Origin of the sequence: Streptomyces sp. PU-14G, assembly GCF_041028275.1 — a bacterium.
GTDB lineage: Bacteria > Actinomycetota > Actinomycetes > Streptomycetales > Streptomycetaceae > Streptomyces.
The window spans coordinates 1-18,576 of the sequence record NZ_JASKYT010000132.1 but is presented as its reverse complement, the minus strand read 5'-3'; the positions used below and the strand labels follow the sequence as shown (position 1 = coordinate 18,576).

The window sequence follows — 18,576 nt, the reverse complement described above, 5'->3', positions numbered from 1 at the left end:
CGCTGCGGGTGCTGGCGGAGCTGGCCGGGTAGCTGGGCCCTGCCCCCCTGCTCGGGTAGCTCGGCCTTCCCCCCTCGCCTTCCGGGAGGCCCTCAGCAGCAGTCGGGGTCCAGGCCCGTCGGCAGGGTGTCGCCGCGGAAGACCTGGACCGTCGCGTCGTCGCCGCCCAGCGCCGCGACGGCCAGCAGCAGCGCCCCCGCCGTCCACGTGGTGCGCTCGACGGGCCAGACGGCCTCATTCTCGAACACGTACCCCGTCCAGTACATGCCGTCGTCGGCACGCAGGTGGCCCATCCACTGGAGCACGTCCAAGGCGCGGTCGGACTCGCCCATCGCCCACAGGGCCAGGGCCAGTTCCGCGCTCTCGCCTCCGGTCACCCACGGGTTGGGGACGACGCAGCGGCAGCCGAAGCCGGGCACCACGAAGCGGTCCCAGCCCTCCTCGACGCGCTCCTTGGCCGCGGGGCCGCGCAGGGCGCCGCCGAGGACGGGGTAGTACCAGTCCATGGAGTAGCGGCTCTTGTCGAGGAACCGTTCGGGGTGGCGGCGGATGGCGTGACCGAGCCAGCCCGCGGCCAGTTCCCAGTCGGGCTGCGGTTCCTCGCGGTGCTGCGCCATCGCCAGCGCGCACCGCAGCGCGTGGTGGACGGAGGAGGACCCGGTCAGCAGCGCGTCGGTGTGGGCGGTGCCGTCGGCCTCGCGTTTCCAGCCGATCTGGCCGCCCGGCTGCTGGAGTGCGAGGACGAACTCGACGGCGGCGGTGACGACGGGCCACATGCGGTCGAGGAAGGCATCGTCGCCGGTGGCCAGGTAGTGGTGCCAGACGCCGACGGCCGGGTAGGCGCAGAAGTTGGTCTCGCGGGACCGGTCGGTGGGGGCCGCCGCGTCACCGTCGGCGTAGGCGGCGTACCAGGAGCCGTCGGGCTGCTGGTGTGCGGCGAGCCAGCGGTAGGCGGCCTCGGCGCGGTCGTGTTCGCCCGCCGCGTCCAGGGCCATGGCCGCCTCGACGTGGTCCCACGGGTCGAGGTGGTGGCCGCGGAACCACGGTATGGCGCCGTCGTCGCGCTGCTGGGCCGCGATACCGGCGACGGTCTGCCGGGCCTGCCCCGCGGTCAGGACGCCGGGCAGTACGAGCCGCTCGGTGCGCTCGGGGCTGGTCACTTGGCCGCCGCCGCGCTCTCGTCGGCGCGGTGCCGGAGGTCGTCGGCCTCGGCCAGGCGCGGCAGGTGCGGCTTGGTCGCGTAGGCGACGAAGCTCTTGCCGATGAGGGGGTCGAGGGCGCGCTCGGCGAGCCGGGTGGCCAGCGGGCGCTTCATGATGTCCCACACCAACAGCTTGTGGTAGGCGCGCACCGGGAGCGCCGCCTGGTCACCGTCGCGGTCCACCCCGAACGCGCACTTGAGCCACCAGTACGGCGCGTGCAGGCCGTGGGCGTGGTGGCTGCCGTAGGGGCGCAGCCCGGCCCCGCGCATCTTGGCCAGGAGTTCGGTGGCGCGGTAGATGCGGATGTGGCCGCCCTCCACCTCGTGGTAGGCGTCGCTGAGCGCCCAGCAGACCTTCTCGGGACCGTACCTGGGCACGGTGACCGCTATCCGGCCGCCGGGCTTGAGGACGCGCACCATCTCGGCCAGGACGCCCTTGTCGTCGTGGATGTGCTCCATGACCTCGGAGATGATGACGACGTCGAAGCTGTCGTCGGGGAACGGCAGGGCGAGCGCGTCGCCCTCCATGGCGGTGGCGGTGGCGCCCTCGGGCGCCTCGCCTTCCTCGGCCATGGCCGCGAACCAGGTGGCGACCTCGCGGATCTCCTCGGCGTTGCGGTCGAGCGCGACCACGCGTGCGCCGCGCCGATAGCACTCGAAGGCGTGCCGTCCCGCCCCGCATCCCAGGTCGAGCACGCGGTCGCCGGGGGCGAGCGGGAAGCGGGAGAAGTCGACGGTCAGCACGGGCGATCAGCCTTCCAGAAGGTCATGCGGGGCGGGAGCGGGGCCGACAGGGCGGCGGGGCAGCGGCTTCGGCAGCTTCAGCGGCTTCAGCGGCTTTCGGCGGCGGCGTGTGCCGGCTCGACGGGCGGCCGCACCGCGGGCGGCGAGGTCTCGCGCGCGGGCGCGCCCATGGCGGCGCGGTAGCACTCCACGGTGCCGAGCGCCGCCTTCTCCCAGGTGAACTTCCGCAGCACCCGCTCCCGTCCGGCGGCCCCGATCCTGGTCCGCAGCGCGGAGTCGGACAGCAGCCGTACGAGCCCGGCGGCGAGCGCACCGGCGTCGCCCGGCGGCACGGCCAGGCAGGTGTCGCCATCGCGCCCCGCGACCTCCGGGATGGCGCCTCCGGTGGTGGCCAGCAGGGGCGTGCCGGTGGCCATGGCCTCGGCGGCGGGCAGGGAGAAGCCCTCGTACAGGGAGGGGACGCAGGCGACCTGCGCCGAGCGCACGAGCGCGGCCAGTTCGGCGTCGGTGATGCCCTTGACGAACTCCACGGCGCCGGCCAGGCCATGGGCGTCGATCGCGTCGGCGACCGGGCCGTGGGCGGGGCGTTTGCCGACGACGACCAGGTGGGCGCCGGGCTGCTCGGTCCGCGCCTTGGCCAGCGCCTCGATGAGGAAGACGAGGCCCTTGAGGGGCACGTCGGCGCTGGAGGTCGTCACGATCCGGCCCGGTATCTCGGGCACGGCGGGGTCGGGCGAGAAGAGGCGGGTGTCGGCACCGATCGGCACGACGTGGATGCGGTCGTGCCGCACGTCGAGGTCGTCGGCGATCTCCTGGCGGGAGGAGCCCGAGACGGTGACCACCGAGGGCAGGCGGCGGGCGACCCGGCGCTGCATGCGGGTGAAGCCGTACCAGCGGCGCACGGACGCCTGCTGCCGCCAGCCGGCCGCCGCCTCCAGCTCCAGCCTGCGGTCCACGGTGACGGGGTGGTGGATGGTCGTCACGAGGGGGGCGCCGAGCGCCCCGGGGCCGCCCAACAGGCCGTAGCCGAGGGTCTGGTTGTCGTGCACGACGTCGAACGCGCCGCGCCGCGCGGCCAGGTGGCGGCGGGCCCGCAGCGAGAAGGTGAGCGGCTCGGGGAAGCCGCCGGTCCACATGGTGCCGACCTCCAGCAGGTCGACCCAGTCGCGGTACTCGCCGCGCTTCGGGGTGCGGAAGGGGTCCGGCTGGCGGTAGAGGTCGAGGCTGGGCAGCTCGGTGAGGCTGAGGCGCCCGGACGCGTCGGGGACGTCGTCGAGCACCGGGTAGGGCTGGGCGCCGATGACTTCGACGGTGTGGCCGAGGCGGGCGAGTTCGCGGGAGAGGTGGCGTACGTAGACGCCCTGGCCGCCGCAGAAGGGGTTGCCCTTGTACGTCAGCAGCGCGATGCGCAGCGGGCGGTCCGTTACGGCCTGACCGGTCACTCGCGGCCCCCTTCGTCACTGCGTTCCGCCGGAGCGTAGCCGCTCGCGCTAACCTAGAACAAGTTTCAGGTTGCTTTTCGGGAGGGACGGCACCGGGCGGTGGCACCGCCGCGGACTCGTCCCGGACTGAAAATTTACCGGCCAGTCACTTCGGGCGAACCACCGGAGCAGGTGATTCGCGCCACCCCTGCGGGGCCTGCAACAATGCACGGCTCACCCCAGGGCTTCACGACGCCACGGAAACGGGACGAACAACGCGATGCCGACACCGCCGCAGCCCAAGCCCCCGCACACGGCCCGACCGAAGCGGCCGTCGCGCCCGCAGCCACTCACGCACGCCGTGACGCAGTCGCCGCCGCTGACCGAACGGCAGGAGGCCAGGCGCCGCCGCATCCTGCACGCCAGCGCGCAGCTGGCCCGGCGGGGCGGGTTCGACGCGGTGCAGATGCGCGAGGTGGCCGACTCCTCCCACGTCGCCCTCGGCACCCTCTACCGCTACTTCCCCTCCAAGGTGCACCTGCTGGTGGCCACCATGCAGGACCAGTTGCAGCACATGCACGAGACCCTGCACAAGCGGCCCCCGGAGGAGACGGAGGCAGCCGCCCGCGTCGCCAAGACGTTGATGCGCGCCTTCCGCGCGCTCCAGCGCGAGCCCCAACTGGCCGACGCGATGGTCCGCGCCCTCAACTTCGCCGACCGCTCCGTCAGCCCCGAGGTCGACACCGTCTCCCGCCTGACGACGGCGATCATCCTCGACGCCATGGGCCTGGAGGGCCCGGCCACCCCCGAGCAGCTCTCCGCGGTCCGCGTCATCGAACACACCTGGCACTCGGCGCTGATCACCTGGCTCTCCGGGCGCGCCTCCATCGCCCAGGTCAAGATCGACATCGAGACGGTCTGCCAGCTGATCGAGGTGACGGCGCCCGCGGCGGAAGAAGGCTGAGCCGCGGGCCCTCACGCAGCCGCGGGGGCGCCCTCACGCCCTCGCGGGTGCCCTCACGCCCCTGCGGCGGTGAAGCGGACCGGGGTTCCCGGCGGGGCCTGGGCAGCCGCGTCGAGCGCCTCGGCGGGCACGACGCCGACGACGGGGTAGCCACCGGTCGTCGGGTGGTCCGCCAAAAAGATCACCGGACGGCCCTCGGGCGGCACCTGCACCGCTCCCAGCGGCATGCCCTCGCTGGCCAGCTCGCCCTCCCTGGCCCGCTCCAGCGCCGGGCCCTCCAGACGCAGCCCGATCCGGTTGCTGGCCGCGGAGACCCGGTAGCGGCCGGTCAGCAGGGTGCGCAGCCCGCCGGAGGTGAACCAATCGTGACGCGGCCCCAGGACGACGGGCAGCACCAACTCGCGCGGCGGCGCCGCCCAGGCGGCGGCGTCGGGGCAGCCGGACGGCCGGTGCGCGGACGCCGCCTCGCCGAGGCCGAGCACGGCGCCCTCGCACAGGGGTGCGGGACCGAGCCCGGAGAGCAGGTCGGTGGCGCGGCTGCCCAGCACGGGTTCGGCGTCCACACCGCCGTCGAACGCCACGTACGAGCGGACGCCGTGGGTGGCGGCACCGACGTCGAGGACGGCGCCCGCGGGAACGCGGACGGGCTGCCCCCAGGCGGCGGGCCGCCCGTCGACCGTCACCGGGCAGGGTGCCCCGGTGACGGCGGCGACGGCAGGACGCAGGGCGCGCACGGCGCAGCCCGTCAGGGTGGTCTCCAGGGTCGCGGCCGTCTCCGGGTTGCCGAGCAGCCGGTTGGCGAGGCGGTGCGCCCCCGTGTCGAGGGCGCCGGAGCGCGGTACGCCCAGGTGCGCGTATCCGGCGCGGCCGAGGTCCTGAACGGTGGTCAGCACTCCTGGCCGTGCGCTCTCCAGTCCGTCAGCCATCACGGTCGCCTCCCGGGGCCCGGTCTGGACCCGGCTCGTCAGGGCCCGGCTCGTCGGGGCCCGGCTCGTCGGGGCCCGGCTCGTGGGGGCGCGGCTCGTCGGGGCGCGGTTGCGGCCGGCCCGCGTGCCCGTCCGGGTCCAGCGGGACGAAGCGGACACGCGTTCCGGGCGTGAGGAGGGCCGCGGGGGTGCGGTCGGTGTCCCACAGCACGGTCTCCGGCGCCGTACCGATCAGCTGCCATCCGCCGGGTGAGGAGCGCGGGTAGACGCCCGTGTACGGCCCTGCGAGCCCGACGGCACCGGCCGGTACGCGGGTACGCGGGTCGGCGCGGCGCGGCACGTGGTAGCGCTCGTCGAGCCCCGTCAGGTAGCCGAAACCGGGGGCGAATCCGCAGAAGGCGACGCGGAAGGTGGCGGCTGCGTGGATACGCGGGACCTCGTCCTCGCTCACGCCCCACAGCGCCGCCACGTCGGCGAGGTCGGGGCCGTCGTAGCGGACGGGGATCTCCAGCGCGCTCCCGGCCCCGCCGGTCAGCGGCGGCACGTCCCAGCCGGGCAGCTCGGCGGCCAGCCGGCGGGCCGCGCCGGCGCTGGAGAAGCCGTCCAGCAGGACGGTCTGGGCCCCTGGGACGATCTCGGCGACGGGCGGCAGGGTGCCGCGGGCACGGCGCCGCAGGAGTTCGGCGTGCAGGGCCTCGGTCTCCTCGGCAGTACCGAGTTCGACGAGCAGCCCGTCGCGGCCCACCGGCAGCACGGCAGCCCGTGCCGGGCCGCCGCCCCTCTCACCTTCCCGGCTCGTGCCGCGTTCCCCGCTCAGGCCACCGGGGCCGCGGCCGACCGGGCTCGACTCGTGCGCTCCCCCGCTCGCCTCGGGCGTGCTCCGGTTCACGCGAAGGCCCGGACGGTGACGCCGGCCGCCGCCAGCTCCTCGCGGACGCGGCCGGCCAGTCGCGCGGCGGCCGGGGTGTCGCCGTGTACGCACAGCGAGCGGGCCGTGCTGCGCAGCAGTCCGCCGTCGGCGGCGGCGAGTTCGCCGTCCCGCGCCAGGCGCAGCGACCGCTCGACCACCTGGTCGGGGTCGTGGAGCACGGCGTCCGGCTCGGTTCGGGGTACGAGGGTGCCGTCGGGGCGGTAGGCGCGGTCGGCGAACGCCTCCTCGACCGCGGGCAGTCCGGCCTCGGCCGCGGCGGCCAGCAGCCGGGAGCCCGGCAGGCCGAGCACCGGCAGCGAGCCGCCGGGCCCGCGCGCCGCCTCGGCCAGCCGCACGCCCTCGACGACGGCGGCGGCCTGCTCGGCGTCGTGGACGGCGCGGTTGTAGAGCGCGCCGTGCGGCTTGACATAGGCGACGGCACTGCCGGCCGCGCGGGCGAAGACCTCCAGCGCCCCGATCTGGTAGGCCACTTCGGCGGCCAGCTCGGCGGCGGGCACGTCCATGGCGCGGCGGCCGAAGCCGGCCAGGTCGCGGTAGGAGACCTGCGCGCCGATGCGGACGCCGCGTTCGGCGGCCAGTTCGCAGACGCGGCGCATGGTGGCGGGGTCCCCCGCGTGGTAGCCGCAGGCGACGTTGGCACTGGTGACCGAGGCGAGCAGGGCTTCGTCGTCGGTCAGGTGCCAGCGGCCGAAGCCCTCGCCGAGGTCGGCGTTAAGGTCGATCATCCGGTCCATCGCCAGCAACGTAAGCGATTGTTGAACAATCCGGCAAGAGGGCTCGGCGCCCGGTTCGCCCGGATGCCGCCGTCCCGACCGCCCCACCGCGCCCCCGGCCCCGCGCCGGCGCGCGCACCCATCCGAGGGAGACCCATGACCGCCGACCCGCCCGCCGGCCTGTCCGCCGCACTGTCGGACCTGGCCGCCGACCGCGCGCTGCTGGGGCGCACCAGCACGGCCGAACGCGTGGCGGCCATCCTGCGCGAGCGGATAGCGCAGGGCTCCTTCCCGCCCGGGACCCGGCTCTCCGAGGAGCGCATCTGCGGCGCCCTCGGCGTCTCGCGCAACACCCTGCGGGAGGCCTTCCGGCTGCTGACGCACGAGAGGCTGCTCGTCCACCGGCTCAACCGGGGCACGTTCGTCCGCGTGCTGACCGACACGGACATCGTGGACATCTACCGCGTCCGCCGCCTCGTCGAGTGCGCGGCGCTGCGCGGGCTCGGTGAGCCGCCGTACGACGCGGCCGAGGTACGGGCGGCCGTCACGGCGGGCGAGAAGGCGGCGGCCGACGGCGACTGGCAGGAGTGCTCGACCGCCAACATCCGCTTCCATCAGGCACTGGCCGGGCTCGCCGGCAGCGCGCGCACCGACGAGATGATGCGCGGCGTGCTGGCCGAACTGCGCCTCGCGTTCCACATCATGGGCGATCTGCGCCGTTTCCACGAGCCGTACCTCACGCGCAACCAGGAGCTCGTCCGCGCACTGGAGACGGGCCGGAAGGCCGCCGCGGAGCAGCTGCTGGCGGCCTATCTGGACGACTCGCTGCGGCAGCTGCTGGAGGCGTATCCACAGGAGCACCCCGCGGAGCGGTAGGTTCCGCGCGCCGCGTCGCGACGCCGTCCGAGTGACATGGCTCACTCTTGTCGGATCGTTCAACAATCCTCTAGCCTCCCGTGGAATTCGCTTCACAGAAATCCGCTAGGCGGAAGTCGCTTCATGGAAGGCGGAGGCGACATGATCGTTCTCCTCGGCGTCCTCGTGGTGGTCCTCGGCTTCGCGACGCGCCGCAACCCGCTGCTCGTCGTCGGAGTGGCGGGGATCGTCACAGGACTGCTCGGCAAGCTCTCCCCCGTCGAGATCCTGCGGACCTTCGGCGAGAGCTTCGCGTCCAGCCGTTCGGTGACGATCTTCGCGGTCACGCTCCCCGTCATCGGCCTCCTGGAACGCAACGGCCTCCAGCAGCAGGCCCGCACCGTCATCGGCAAGCTCGGCACCAAGCTGACCACCGGACGCTTCCTGACCCTCTACCTGCTGCTGCGGCAGCTCACCGCGGCCGTCGGCCTCCAGACCATCGGCGGCCCCGCGCAGAGCGTCCGCCCGATGATCGCGCCGATGGCCGAGGCCGCCACGGAACGCATGAACGAGGGGCGCCCGCTGCCCCGCAAGGTCCGCGAGAAGGTGCGCTCGCACGCCGCGGGCACCGACACGGTCGGCCTCTTCTTCGGCGAGGACTGCTTCCTCGCCATCGGCTCCATCCTGCTGATCACCGGCCTGGTCAACAGCACGTACCACACCCACCTGGAGCCCCTGCACCTCGCGCTGTGGGCCATCCCCAGCGCCGTGTGCGCCTTCTTCATCCACGGCGGCCGGCTGCTGCGCCTCGACCGGAAACTGGAGCGCGACCTGGTGACCGCGCACGCCGAAATGGCCGTGGCGCGCGAGGACGCGCAGGGGCGCGATGCGGAAAGCACAGAAGGCGGGGCCGCCAAGTGATCAAATCCGAGTGGTTCTTCTGGCTGGTCGGCGCCGTCTTCCTCGTCATGGCGGCCCAGATGCTGCGCGACCGCACCAACCCCAAGCGCCACGGCACCGCCGCGTTCTGGGGCCTGCTGGGCGTCTGCTTCTTCTACAGCACCTGGGTCAACGAGAAGTCCCTGCCCGCCGAGCCCCTGGGCGTGGCCGTCCTCGGCCTCATCTGCATCGGCGGCTTCAACCTCACCGGCAAGGGCGTACCGCAGACCACCGGCGAGGCCGAACGCGCCTCGCTGGCCGCCCGCTTCGGCGGCAAGCTGTTCATCCCCGCGCTGACCATTCCGCTGGTCGCCATGGTGTGCGCCGTCCTGGTCGCCAAGGTGAAGATCGGCGGCAGCCCCGTACTCGAAGAGGGCAGCGAGACCATCCTCGGGCTCGGCCTCGGCGCCATCGTCGCGCTGGCCGTCGGCATGTGGGTGCTGCGCGAGCGGCGCGTGAGCGTGCCGCTGCACGCCGGGCGCGGGCTGCTGGAGTCCATGGGCTGGGCCCTGCTGCTGCCGCAGCTGCTCGCCGTACTGGGAGCGATATTCCAGGCCGCGGGCGTCGGCACCCAAGTACGCGAGATCTTCGAGTCCATCCTGCCGGACGGCCAGAAGCTGGCAGCCGTCGCGCTGTACTGCGCGGGCATGTTCCTCTTCACCGTCATCATGGGCAACGCCTTCGCCGCCTTCCCCGTCATGACCGCGGCCGTCGGCTGGCCCGTCCTGATCGAGCAGATGAACGGCGACCCGGCCGCCGTCCTCGCGGTCGGCATGCTCGCCGGGTTCTGCGGCACCCTGTGCACGCCCATGGCGGCCAACTTCAACATCGTCCCCGCGGCGCTGCTCGAACTGAGGGACCAGTACGGGCCCATCAAGGCCCAGGCCCCCACCGCGGTGGCGCTGCTGGCCTGCAACATCGCCATCGTCTACCTCTTCGCCTTCTAGGAGCGGCCCCGTGACTGCGCCCCCGCCCGCCGCACCCGACCCCTCCTCCCCCGTGCACGTGCTGGTCACCGGCTTCGCACCGTTCGACGGCGAGGAGGTCAACCCCTCCTGGCAGGCCGCCGAACTGCTCGCCGCCGACCCCCCGCCCGGAATCCGGGTGCGGGCGGTACGGATCAGCTGCGTCTTCGGCACGGCCCTGGAAGAGCTGCGCGCCGCCGTCCAGGACGCCGGGCCCGACCTCGACCTGGTGGTGTGCCTGGGCCAGGCGGGCGGTCGCACCGAGCTGACGGTCGAACGCGTCGCCCTCAACGTCGACGACGCCCGCATACCCGACAACGCCGGCCGCCAGCCCGTGGACGAGCCCGTGGTGGCGGGCGGCCCCGCCGCCTACTTCAGCACCCTGCCCCTCAAGGCCTGCGTCGCCGCGGCGCGGGACGCGGGCGTCCCCGCCTCCGTCTCCCAGACGGCGGGCACCTTCGTGTGCAACCACCTCTTCTACGGACTCGCGCACCTGCTGGCCACCGAACGCCCCTCGGTGCGCGGCGGTTTCGTCCACGTCCCCTACACGCCGCAGCAGGCCGCCGCCCACACCCCGGCCCCGCCCTCGCTGTCCGCAGGCGACGCCGCGCGCGGCCTGGCCGCCATGGTGGCCACCGCGGCACGCACAACGGTCGACCTCCGTGTGACGGGAGGAGCGACACATTGAGCGGCACGACCGGACCGAAGGGCGGCATGAAGGGCGTCGGGAGCGTCGGGGACGCTGAGAGCACCGAGGGCGCGAGGAGCCGGCGTGCGCGGTGGGAGGCGCTGGTGGAGCGGCTGCCCCACTTCGCCGAGGTCGCCCTCGCCAACGTCACCCGGGAGTATCCCAACGCCCCGGCGCACCTGCTGGCGGGGAGCGAGGAACTGGTGGAGCCGCGGCGGTTCCACCCCGCCTTCTACGGCGCCTACGACTGGCACTCGTCCGTGCACATGCACTGGCTGCTCATGCGGTCACTGCGGCTGCCGTGGAACGGTGCCGAACCGGCCGTACGGGAGGCGGTGGTGCGCGCCCTCGATCAGCACCTGACGCCCGAAGCGCTGACGGCCGAGAGCACCTACCTGCGGGCCCACCCCTCGTTCGAGCGGCCCTACGGCTGGGCATGGCTGCTGGCGCTCACCGGTGAGAGCGGCGCGTGCGCGGAGACGGGCATCGGCCTGGCGGCGGAGCAGCGCCCCGGCACGGAGCGGCACGCCGGAGCGGAACCGCACAGCGGGGCGGCAGCGTGGCGGGCGGGTCTCGTCCCCGCCGCCGAGACCGTCGCCGACCTGATCCTGGGCTGGCTGCCGAAGGCCACCTATCCCGTGCGGCACGGCACCCACGCCAACAGCGCGTTCGCCCTGGGCCTGGTGCTCGACAGTGCCGAACGGGCCGGGCAGCCGCACCTGGTGGCGCCGGTGGCCGCGAAGGTCCGCGAGTGGTATCTGCCCGACCACGGCGCGGCCACCCGCTGGGAGCCGTCCGGGCAGGACTTCCTCTCCCCGCTGCTGTGCGAGGCGGACACCGTGCGCCGCGTGCTGCCGGAAGAGGAGTTCGCCGCATGGCTGGGCCGGTTCCTGCCGGAGCTGGACGACGCGAGGGGAGCGGACTTCCTTTCGCCACCGCACATCTCGGACACCGCCGACCCCCAGATCGGTCACCTGCTCGGCCTCTGCCTCAGCCGCTCCGCGGCCCTGCGCGGCATCGCCGGCGCGCTCCCTTCCGGCGATCCGCGTCTCGCCGCTCTGCACGCGTCCGCCGACGCCCATCTCGATGCGGCGCTCCCCGCCACCACGTCGGGGGACTTCACCACGGACCACTGGCTGGCGACGTTCGCGGCCCTCGCGCTGGGCAGCGGCATCACGGACTGAAGGGGAGGCCGCTCGCGGTCAGTCCAGGAGCGGTCGCACCTCCTGGGCGGCGAAGCGGACGAAGGCCTCGGGGTCGGGCTCGTCGGCCGTCGGCTGGAGGACGACCGTGTCCGCGCCCGCCGCGACCGCTTCCCCGACCGCCGCGGCGACCGCGGCGGCGTCGCCCGCGACCCCCGGCCCCGTCTCGGGGTCGTGGCCCTCGCGCAGCCGCTCGGCGCGCAGCCGGGCCGCCGCGTCGGGGCCCGTGGCGGTGCTGAGATAGTGGACGATCTCGTGGTGGCCTGTGCGGGAGGCCGCCGCGCGGCCCTCCTCGACGAGGTGCCGCGCGTGCCGGATGCCGTCCGGTGCGGTGTTGGCGTCGAGCACCGTGCCGTCCGCGGCCTCGCCGCTCAGCCGCAGCGAGCGCGGCCCGCGCGCGCCCGCGAACACGGCCGTGTCCGCGGGGTCGTCGGCCGGAGGCCAGTCCAGGGCGACGTCGTCGAGCCGCACGTACCGGCCCTCGACCGTGACCCGCTCACCGCGCAGCAGCGCCCGCATGGCGTCGAGGTGCTCCCGCAGCAGCGTGACGGGCGAGTCGGCACGCGCGCCGACCTGCCCCATCCACTCCTGCACCCCGTGTCCGAGGCCGACGGCGAAGCGGCCGGGGAAGAGCCGGCGCAGGGTGGCCGTCTCCATGGTGGTCAGCGCGACGTTGCGCAGCGGGACGGGGAGCAGGCCCACGCCCACCCGCAGCCGCTCCGTCCAGGCGAGCGCGGCGGCGGCGCCCGCGATGCCGCTCTCGAAGAAGCAGTCCTCCCACAGCCACAGTTGGTCCAGCCCGGCCTCGTCCGCGGCTCGGGCGATGTTCCGCAGGCGTTCCGGCGGGAGTTGGGGACGGAAGACAGCACCAAGAGACGTCATGCTGCTGTTCCTACCCCGCGCTGCGGACCTCCGGCAACGGAATAACGTCCCGCCCGGACACGAACGGCGCGGGCGTGCCGCTCACGGCGCGGGCATGTCGGTACTCCACCAGCCGGAGTCGCGGACAAGAAGCGCTATCTGCACCCGGTTGGACAGCCCCAGCTTGGTGAGCGAACGGCTCACATGGACCTTGACGGTGGTTTCGGTCATTCCGAGCTCCCGGCCGATCTCGGCGTTGGCGAGTCCGCGGGCGACCGCCCCCACGACGGTGCGTTCGCGGTCGGTGAGGATGGACAGCCGCGCCCTGGCCGCGCGGGGGTCCGCGGGCCGTTGCTCGGCGAAAGCGTCGATCAGCCGCCTGGTGACCGTCGGCGAGAGCATGGCGCTGCCGTCGGCCACCGCGCGGACGGCAGCGATCAGGTCGCGCGGGGCGGTGTCCTTGAGCAGGAACCCGGCGGCCCTGGCGCGGAGGGCGCTGTGGACGTACTCGTCACGGTCGAAGGTGGTGAGCATGACCACCGCCGGTGGGTCAGGCAGCCGGTTGATCTCCTTCAGCGCGGCCACGCCGTCGATGCCCGGCATCCGTACGTCCATCAGGACGACGTGCGGCCGGTGACCGGTGACCGCGGTGACGGCCGCCGCCCCCGTGTCCGCCTCGGCGACCACCTCGATGTCCTCCGCGGCTTGCAGAATCATCCGCAGCCCCGTCCGGACGAGGGCCTCGTCGTCGACGACCAGTACCCGGATCATGTCGGCAGCCTCACGGTGACGACGAATCCCCCGCCGGGTTCCGGGGCGGCGGTGAAGCGCCCGCCGAGCAGTTCGACCCGCTCTTGCAGGCCGAGGAGCCCCAGTCCGCTGCCCGGCATGGTCCGGGTCCGGCCGCTCCCGGCGTCGTTCGTGATCGTGACCTCCAGCGCCGAGGGCAGGTGCCGCACCACGACCCGGGTGGCGGCCCGGCCGGCATGTTTGTGGACGTTGGTCAGTGCTTCCTGCACGACCCGGTAAGCGGTGTGTTCCACCATGGCGGGAACGCCGCCGCCCGCCGCGCCCTCGTCACGCCGTTCGACGGGAACACCTGCCGACCTGGACTGGTCGAGCAGGCGATCGAGATCGGCGAGCGTCGGTCGCGGCCGGAAGGACTCCCCGTCCGGCTCGCTCAGTATCCCCAGTACGGCTCTGAGTTCGGTGAGCGCTTCCTTGCCCGTGGTCCGGATGAGCTCCGCTTCCGCCGCAGTCCTCTCCTCGGTGGCGTTGATCTCCAGCGCTCCGGCGCGGAGCACCATCAGCGAGACCCGGTGGGCCACCACGTCGTGCATGTCCCGGGCGACACGGGCGCGTTCCTGTGCCCGGGCCTGCTCGGTGCGTGTGGCCTGCTCCCTCTCCAGCCGCTCGGCCCGCTCGCGCAGTCCGGCCACCACGTGCCCGCGGGCGGTCCGCCACAGCCCGGCCGTGACGGGAACCCAGACGAACAGCGCCACGCCGCCGAGCGCGGAGGCGAACTCGACACCGGGCCGAGGTACCGCGACCAGCACGCTCGCGACCGACGTGAAGAGCACCACGTCGCGGGGGCGCCGGCACGTCGTCGCCGCCACAGAGGAGGCGACCGCGACCAGCAGTCCCGGCGCCCTGACCACCGCGTCGACGGCCGTGATCAGGAACAGCGGCCACCTCCGCTTCCGCACCCCCACCATCGCCACCGCCGCCAGGGCCCCGAGTACGGCGTCCAGGGCGTGGCCGGGCACGGCGGCCGGCCCTGACAGCCCGGGCCCGTACAGGGGCGGTCCGGGGAGGGCAGCCGGGAGGAAGGCGGCGCAGAAGGCGACAGCAGCAGACAGCCACGGGGCCGGCAGACGCGACAGCCTGGTCGGTACCGACGTCGGACCACGGTCGCGAGCGCGATATGTCACCAGCTCAGGATCCTCAAGGGGCCCCGGTCGGTCGCGGGCGGCCCCTGGCTGGGCAGCTCTGGCACACGGCCACGCAGCACCCGGATGCCGAGGGGCACCAGCACCGGGCACAGGGCGGCGGCCGAGACGACGCCGTCGAAGAGGCCGCTCTCCTTGAGCGCGCCGGTCCACAGCGTCCCCGCGAGAAGGAACAGCAGCAGCCGCGCCGTACCGAACGTTCCCGCTCGGTAGGCCCCCACGGCGAGTACCAGCGTTCCGATGTAGAGGCCGAAGGCGGCCGTGACGGGAATCCGCCACGGCCCGTAGGAGAGGTCCACGTAGGCGTCCAGCACCGTGCTGGTGGCCTGGTCGAGGCCCAGCTCCTCGATCAGTTGGAAGGCGGTGTGGTCGGCCCCGGCCCAGTACAGGCGGGAGAAGAGGCCCACGACGACGAGTGTGCCGCCGACGCGGGCGAGTCCAGGACACCGTGGGGCGACGATCCTGGCGAGTGTGATGAAGGCCGGGCACAGCACAACGGCTCCGCCTGCGAAGCACGCGTAGCCAGCCGTGACCAGTGCGGGGTTCGCCTGGTACGCCGCCAGTTGGGCGGGAGCGGCGAACGGCTGCTGGTCGAACCACGTCTGCTGCTCCGGTGTGAAACCTGCCGACCTGGTGGCCAGATGGCGCAGGAGCAGACCTGCGAACCACACGAGGGGGCCGAGGACGAGGGCTGCTCCTCCGATGCGCCTCCCGGGGAACCAGGCGTCGCGGTGGACGTGAGCAGGGGTTGGCCGGGTGCCGTCCGCACAGGCGGGCGTGTGGTGTCTGGACATGCCCGCCAGCCTGGGCGCCGCGCAGCGCGAGCACATCCTTCGATCGAGACGGGCGGGCGTCTCTTTGGTCGCAGCCGCCCGATCAGCAACCGTCCCGCGGGCCCCCACTTCTCCGTGGGCGGCGACCGCCCGGGCGCTGCGGGCGCGAGGTCCGCGACGAGGCCGGGCGCCCGGTGCGCGGAGGTGCGGGGCCCGGGGGCCAGGGGCGGGAGCCGGGTCACTCCTCCGGTGGGAAGACCGCTTCCCCCGTGTCGGCCAGGGTCACGGTGATGGCCTCGACGGGGCACCCCTCGGCGGCGGCCAGCACCTCCTCCGAGGGGGCACGCTCCGTCGCCACGGGCTGCGACTGGCGGGCCGCGTCCAGCCGGAACGCCTCCGGTGCGCCTGCGGTGCACATCCCCGAACCGATGCACAGATCCCTGTCCACCTCGATGTGCCAGCGGTCGGCCGTGGCCATGGGCGCTCCCCCTTCGCTGCTCGTCTCGGATTCCGGCGGTCCCGTCCCGCGCCTGTGCCCCGCAGGCCCGCAGGCCCGTAGCCCCGTAGGCCCGCAGGCCCGCAGGGCCCGTAGCCGCAGGTCCGTACGCGAGGGGCCTGCGGACCGGCGCTCACGCCTGGGCCGGCAGGTGGATCATCTTGTGCTCCAGGTACTCCGCGTACCCCTCGGGGCCGAACTCGCGGCCGATCCCGGAGTTCTTGTAGCCGCCGAAGGGGCCGAGCATGTCGAGGCTGAAGGTGTTCACGGAGTAGGTGCCGGTGCGCACGCGGCGGGCGACGTCGACGCCGCGCTCGGTGTCGGCCGTCCACACGCTGCCGGAGAGCCCGTAGTCGGAGTCGTTGGCGATGCGGACCGCCTCGTCCTCGCCGTCGTACGGCAGGAGGCAGATGACCGGGCCGAAGATCTCCTCGCGGGCGATCCGCATGGAGTTCTCGACGTTCCCGAAGAGGGTCGGCTCGACGTACCAGCCGGTCGGCAGCGCCTCGGGCGTCCCCCCGCCCGCCAGGACCTCGGCGCCCTCCTTCCGGCCGAGGGCGATGTAGTCGAGGGAGCGCTGTCGCTGGCGCGCGGCGACCAGGGGGCCCACCTCGGTCGCGGGGTCGAGCGGATCGCCCACGGTCAGGGCCTCGGCCGCGGCCCGGAAGCGTGCGGCGATCTCGTCGTAGCGCTCGCGCGGCGCCAGGATGCGGGTCTGGGCCACGCAGGCCTGGCCGTTGATCATCCAGGCGAACGGGGTGATGCCCGCCACCGCCGCGTCCAGATCGGCGTCCGGGAGGATGACGGCCGCCGACTTGCCGCCCAACTCCAGCGTGACGCGGGTCAGATTGCGGGAGGCCACCTCCATCACGCGCTTTCCCGCCGCCACGGAGCCGGTGAAGGAGACCTTGTCGACCCCCGGGTGGCCCACCAGGTACTCGCTCACCTCCCGGTCGGCGGGAAGGATCGACAGCACGCCAGGCGGGAGTCCCGCCTCCTGCGCGATCTCGGCCAGCACGTAGGCGTCCAGCGGGGTCTCGGGCGAGACCTTGAGCACCACGGAGCAGCCCGCCAGCAGCGCGGGCGCCAACTTGGCCGCGGCCGTGAACTGCGGCACGTTCCACGGCACCACGCCCGCCACCACGCCCACCGGCTCCCGGCGCACCAGCAGCGGGCCGAGCGCGCCCGCCCTGCTCTCCTCGTAGGGGAAGTCGGCGGCGACCTTGAGCGCCGCGTCCCACACCATCATCGCCGCCAGCGACTGCACCATCACGCCCGAGGTGTACGGGGTGCCGTTCTGCGCGCTGATGAGGTGGGCGATCTCCTCGCTGCGCGCCGCGAACGCGTCCTTGATGCGGGTGACGGTCTCGCTGCGCTCGGCCGGTGAACGCCCCGACCACACGCCCGAGTCGAAGGCCTCACGCGCGGCGCGCACCGCGCGGTCGACATCGGCGCGTGCGGCGTGCGGCACGCGCCCTATGGGCTGCTCGGTGTGCGGCGAGACCACCTCGATCGTCTCGTCGCCGGCGGGGTCGGTGAACGCGCCCCCGATGTAGAGCTGCTGGTGTTCGACGTACATGACCATGCCCTCCCTCTCCCGCCCCGGCGGCCACGCGCCGCGCACCGCACGCCACGCGCCGCGCGGTGCCGTGTGACGCCCGACACCCTGCTGACAGCGCATCAGAACTAGTACCAGTTCTAGTTCTAGGGAACAATGCCTGTGCCAGCCCTCGTCTCCAGGCCGGCCGGACCTCCCGGCGGCCGGACTCGCGTACGCAATCCTCCGGGAGCCGCCGCCATGACGGACGCGCCGCACGCGCCGCAGACCACCGAGCCGCAGCGGGACGCCGAACCGCCGCGCGTCACCGCTCACGGAGGCGGGATCTGGAGCATCCCCGTCCCCATTCCGGACAACCCGCTCGGCCACACCCTCGTGTACGTGATCGACACGGACGCCGGTCCCGTCCTGGTCGACACCGGCTGGGACGACCCCACCTCCTGGCAGACCCTCGTCGACGGACTGGCCGCCTGCGGCACCTCGGTGGACTCCCTGCACGGCGTCCTGGTCACCCACCACCACCCCGACCACCACGGCCTGTCGGCGCGCGTGCGCGAGGAGTCCGGCGCGTGGATCGCGATGCACGCCGCGGACGCCGCCGTGGTGCGCCGCTCCCGCACCTCGGACAAGCGGCAGTGGCTCGGCTACCTCGTCGGGAAGCTGACGGCGGCCGGGGCGCCCGAGGCACACACCGCGCCGTTGCGCGCCGCCCTGGCCGACGGCTCGGGCGGGCCGCTGCCGGGCGCTCGGGCCGCACTGCCCGACCGCGAGATCGAGCCGAACGCGCTGCTCGCCCTTGAGGGACGCCGCCTGCGGGCGATCTGGACCCCGGGCCACACGCCGGGACACGTGTGCCTGCACCTGGAGGAGCGGCATCCGCAGCAGCGACCGCAGCCGGGCGGAGCCCCCACGGGCCACGGCGGCGGCCGGCTCTTCTCCGGCGACCACCTGCTGCCCGGGATCAGCCCCCACATCGGCCTGTACGAGGACCCGGACAGCGACGAGACCACCGACCCGCTCGGCGACTACCTCGACTCCCTGGAACGGATCGCCAGGCTCTCCCCCGCCGAGGTGCTGCCCGCCCACCAGTACGCGTTCGCCGAGGCCGGGGCCCGGGTGGACGAGCTCACGGCCCACCACGCGGAGCGCCTCACCGACCTGCGCGCCCTGCTCGCGGCGCGGGAGCTCACCCCCTGGCAGCTCGCCGAGTCCATGCGCTGGAACCGCCCGTGGGAACAGATCCCGTTCGGCTCCCGCAACATCGCCGTCGCCGAAGCCGAGGCGCACCTGCGCCACCTGGTCAAACTCGGCCACGCGGAGGCCGTGCCCGGCAGCTCCCCCGTCACCTACCGCGCCACCGCCTGACACCGACCGCCTCCCTCCTCCCTCC

Annotated in this window: 19 protein-coding genes and 1 pseudogene; 8 read left to right on the top strand and 12 right to left on the bottom strand. The window is 73.9% G+C overall.

Translation table 11 applies throughout. The annotated features are described in order from the left end of the window. Positions 1–92: 92 nt before the first annotated feature. From AB8Z75_RS17360 to AB8Z75_RS17350, 3 genes are all read right to left on the bottom strand, one after another. On the bottom strand, positions 93–1,160 hold the full coding sequence (locus tag AB8Z75_RS17360) for a prenyltransferase (protein ID WP_369202942.1): 1,068 nt from the start codon (positions 1,158–1,160) through the stop codon (positions 93–95). Further along, positions 1,157–1,945, bottom strand: coding sequence for a methyltransferase domain-containing protein (locus AB8Z75_RS17355; RefSeq protein WP_369202940.1), 789 nt, complete (start codon positions 1,943–1,945; stop codon positions 1,157–1,159). The genes AB8Z75_RS17360 and AB8Z75_RS17355 overlap by 4 nt, the downstream gene beginning before the upstream one ends. A gap of 86 nt (positions 1,946–2,031) precedes the next feature. Next, a complete protein-coding gene (locus AB8Z75_RS17350; RefSeq protein ID WP_369202938.1) occupies positions 2,032–3,387 on the bottom strand; it encodes a glycosyltransferase family 4 protein in 1,356 nt (451 codons plus the stop codon). 259 nt (positions 3,388–3,646) lie between these two features. Here AB8Z75_RS17350 and AB8Z75_RS17345 point away from each other — a divergent pair, with 259 nt between their 5' ends. Continuing rightward, positions 3,647–4,330, top strand: a complete 684-nt coding sequence (locus tag AB8Z75_RS17345; protein WP_369202936.1) for a TetR family transcriptional regulator — start codon at positions 3,647–3,649, stop codon at positions 4,328–4,330. A 53-nt stretch (positions 4,331–4,383) separates the two neighbouring features. Here the strand turns inward: AB8Z75_RS17345 and AB8Z75_RS17340 are convergent, their stop codons facing one another. Then, entirely contained in the window at positions 4,384–5,256 is an 873-nt protein-coding gene (locus tag AB8Z75_RS17340) for a biotin-dependent carboxyltransferase family protein (protein ID WP_369202934.1), read from the bottom strand. Here AB8Z75_RS17340 and AB8Z75_RS17335 point away from each other — a divergent pair. Further along, complete coding sequence (locus AB8Z75_RS17335) at positions 5,213–5,509, top strand: pentapeptide repeat-containing protein (protein ID WP_369202946.1); 297 nt, start codon at positions 5,213–5,215, stop codon at positions 5,507–5,509. The genes AB8Z75_RS17340 and AB8Z75_RS17335 overlap by 44 nt on opposite strands. Here AB8Z75_RS17335 and AB8Z75_RS17330 read toward each other — a convergent pair. Together AB8Z75_RS17330 and AB8Z75_RS17325 are read right to left on the bottom strand one after the other, a co-directional pair. Beyond that, positions 5,393–6,010, bottom strand: a pseudogene (locus tag AB8Z75_RS17330) (allophanate hydrolase subunit 1); the annotation flags it as partial. The gene AB8Z75_RS17335 and the pseudogene AB8Z75_RS17330 overlap by 117 nt on opposite strands. A gap of 131 nt (positions 6,011–6,141) precedes the next feature. After that, positions 6,142–6,912: a LamB/YcsF family protein gene (locus AB8Z75_RS17325; RefSeq protein ID WP_369202944.1), complete on the bottom strand. Its 771-nt coding sequence runs from the start codon at positions 6,910–6,912 to the stop codon at positions 6,142–6,144. A gap of 144 nt (positions 6,913–7,056) precedes the next feature. Here AB8Z75_RS17325 and AB8Z75_RS17320 point away from each other — a divergent pair, with 144 nt between their 5' ends. The 5 genes from AB8Z75_RS17320 (at position 7,057) to AB8Z75_RS17300 (ending at position 11,531) form a co-directional block, all read left to right on the top strand. After that, entirely contained in the window at positions 7,057–7,776 is a 720-nt protein-coding gene (locus tag AB8Z75_RS17320) for a GntR family transcriptional regulator (RefSeq protein WP_369202932.1), read from the top strand. Positions 7,777–7,917: 141 nt separating this feature from the next. After that, the gene (locus AB8Z75_RS17315) at positions 7,918–8,676 is read left to right on the top strand and encodes a DUF969 domain-containing protein (RefSeq protein ID WP_369202930.1); all 759 of its coding nucleotides are present in this window, start codon (positions 7,918–7,920) and stop codon (positions 8,674–8,676) included. After that, a complete protein-coding gene (locus AB8Z75_RS17310; RefSeq protein WP_369202928.1) occupies positions 8,673–9,641 on the top strand; it encodes a DUF979 domain-containing protein in 969 nt (322 codons plus the stop codon). Before AB8Z75_RS17315 ends, AB8Z75_RS17310 begins: the two co-directional genes overlap by 4 nt. 10 nt (positions 9,642–9,651) lie before the next feature. Beyond that, a complete protein-coding gene (gene pcp, locus AB8Z75_RS17305) occupies positions 9,652–10,347 on the top strand; it encodes a pyroglutamyl-peptidase I (protein WP_369202926.1) in 696 nt (231 codons plus the stop codon). Continuing rightward, entirely contained in the window at positions 10,344–11,531 is a 1,188-nt protein-coding gene (locus AB8Z75_RS17300) for a DUF2891 domain-containing protein (protein ID WP_369202924.1), read from the top strand. The genes pcp and AB8Z75_RS17300 overlap by 4 nt, the downstream gene beginning before the upstream one ends. An 18-nt stretch (positions 11,532–11,549) precedes the next feature. Here AB8Z75_RS17300 and AB8Z75_RS17295 read toward each other — a convergent pair whose 3' ends face one another. The 6 genes from AB8Z75_RS17295 to AB8Z75_RS17270 form a co-directional block, all read right to left on the bottom strand. Further along, positions 11,550–12,431, bottom strand: coding sequence for an LLM class flavin-dependent oxidoreductase (locus AB8Z75_RS17295; protein ID WP_369202922.1), 882 nt, complete (start codon positions 12,429–12,431; stop codon positions 11,550–11,552). 81 nt (positions 12,432–12,512) lie between these two features. After that, positions 12,513–13,181, bottom strand: a complete 669-nt coding sequence (locus AB8Z75_RS17290; protein ID WP_369202920.1) for a response regulator — start codon at positions 13,179–13,181, stop codon at positions 12,513–12,515. Then, a complete protein-coding gene (locus tag AB8Z75_RS17285; protein WP_369202918.1) occupies positions 13,178–14,341 on the bottom strand; it encodes a sensor histidine kinase in 1,164 nt (387 codons plus the stop codon). The genes AB8Z75_RS17290 and AB8Z75_RS17285 overlap by 4 nt, the downstream gene beginning before the upstream one ends. After that, the gene (locus AB8Z75_RS17280; protein WP_369202916.1) at positions 14,338–15,153 is read right to left on the bottom strand and encodes a hypothetical protein; all 816 of its coding nucleotides are present in this window, start codon (positions 15,151–15,153) and stop codon (positions 14,338–14,340) included. The genes AB8Z75_RS17285 and AB8Z75_RS17280 overlap by 4 nt, the downstream gene beginning before the upstream one ends. Before the next feature lie 217 nt (positions 15,154–15,370). Beyond that, complete coding sequence (locus AB8Z75_RS17275; protein ID WP_369202914.1) at positions 15,371–15,610, bottom strand: ferredoxin; 240 nt, start codon at positions 15,608–15,610, stop codon at positions 15,371–15,373. A 151-nt stretch (positions 15,611–15,761) separates the two neighbouring features. Beyond that, positions 15,762–17,213 carry an aldehyde dehydrogenase gene (locus AB8Z75_RS17270; RefSeq protein ID WP_369202912.1) on the bottom strand — a complete coding sequence of 484 codons (1,452 nt, stop codon included), beginning with the start codon at positions 17,211–17,213 and terminating at the stop codon, positions 15,762–15,764. Between the two features lie 213 nt (positions 17,214–17,426). Here AB8Z75_RS17270 and AB8Z75_RS17265 point away from each other — a divergent pair, with 213 nt between their 5' ends. Continuing rightward, positions 17,427–18,551, top strand: coding sequence for an MBL fold metallo-hydrolase (locus AB8Z75_RS17265; protein ID WP_369202910.1), 1,125 nt, complete (start codon positions 17,427–17,429; stop codon positions 18,549–18,551). The last annotated feature ends 25 nt before the right edge of the window (positions 18,552–18,576 follow it).

What these genes read in the sequence shown, in the direction of transcription:
- AB8Z75_RS17325 (WP_369202944.1), bottom strand. Translation starts at nt 6,912, where the DNA reads ATGATCGACCTTAACGCCGACCTCGGCGAGGGCTTCGGCCGCTGGCAC.
- AB8Z75_RS17345 (WP_369202936.1), top strand. Translation starts at nt 3,647, where the DNA reads ATGCCGACACCGCCGCAGCCCAAGCCCCCGCACACGGCCCGACCGAAG.
- AB8Z75_RS17275 (WP_369202914.1), bottom strand. Translation starts at nt 15,610, where the DNA reads ATGGCCACGGCCGACCGCTGGCACATCGAGGTGGACAGGGATCTGTGC.
- AB8Z75_RS17270 (WP_369202912.1), bottom strand. Translation starts at nt 17,213, where the DNA reads ATGGTCATGTACGTCGAACACCAGCAGCTCTACATCGGGGGCGCGTTC.
- AB8Z75_RS17315 (WP_369202930.1), top strand. Translation starts at nt 7,918, where the DNA reads ATGATCGTTCTCCTCGGCGTCCTCGTGGTGGTCCTCGGCTTCGCGACG.
- AB8Z75_RS17295 (WP_369202922.1), bottom strand. Translation starts at nt 12,431, where the DNA reads ATGACGTCTCTTGGTGCTGTCTTCCGTCCCCAACTCCCGCCGGAACGC.
- AB8Z75_RS17340 (WP_369202934.1), bottom strand. Translation starts at nt 5,256, where the DNA reads ATGGCTGACGGACTGGAGAGCGCACGGCCAGGAGTGCTGACCACCGTT.
- AB8Z75_RS17265 (WP_369202910.1), top strand. Translation starts at nt 17,427, where the DNA reads ATGACGGACGCGCCGCACGCGCCGCAGACCACCGAGCCGCAGCGGGAC.
- AB8Z75_RS17320 (WP_369202932.1), top strand. Translation starts at nt 7,057, where the DNA reads ATGACCGCCGACCCGCCCGCCGGCCTGTCCGCCGCACTGTCGGACCTG.
- AB8Z75_RS17280 (WP_369202916.1), bottom strand. Translation starts at nt 15,153, where the DNA reads ATGTCCAGACACCACACGCCCGCCTGTGCGGACGGCACCCGGCCAACC.
- AB8Z75_RS17290 (WP_369202920.1), bottom strand. Translation starts at nt 13,181, where the DNA reads ATGATCCGGGTACTGGTCGTCGACGACGAGGCCCTCGTCCGGACGGGG.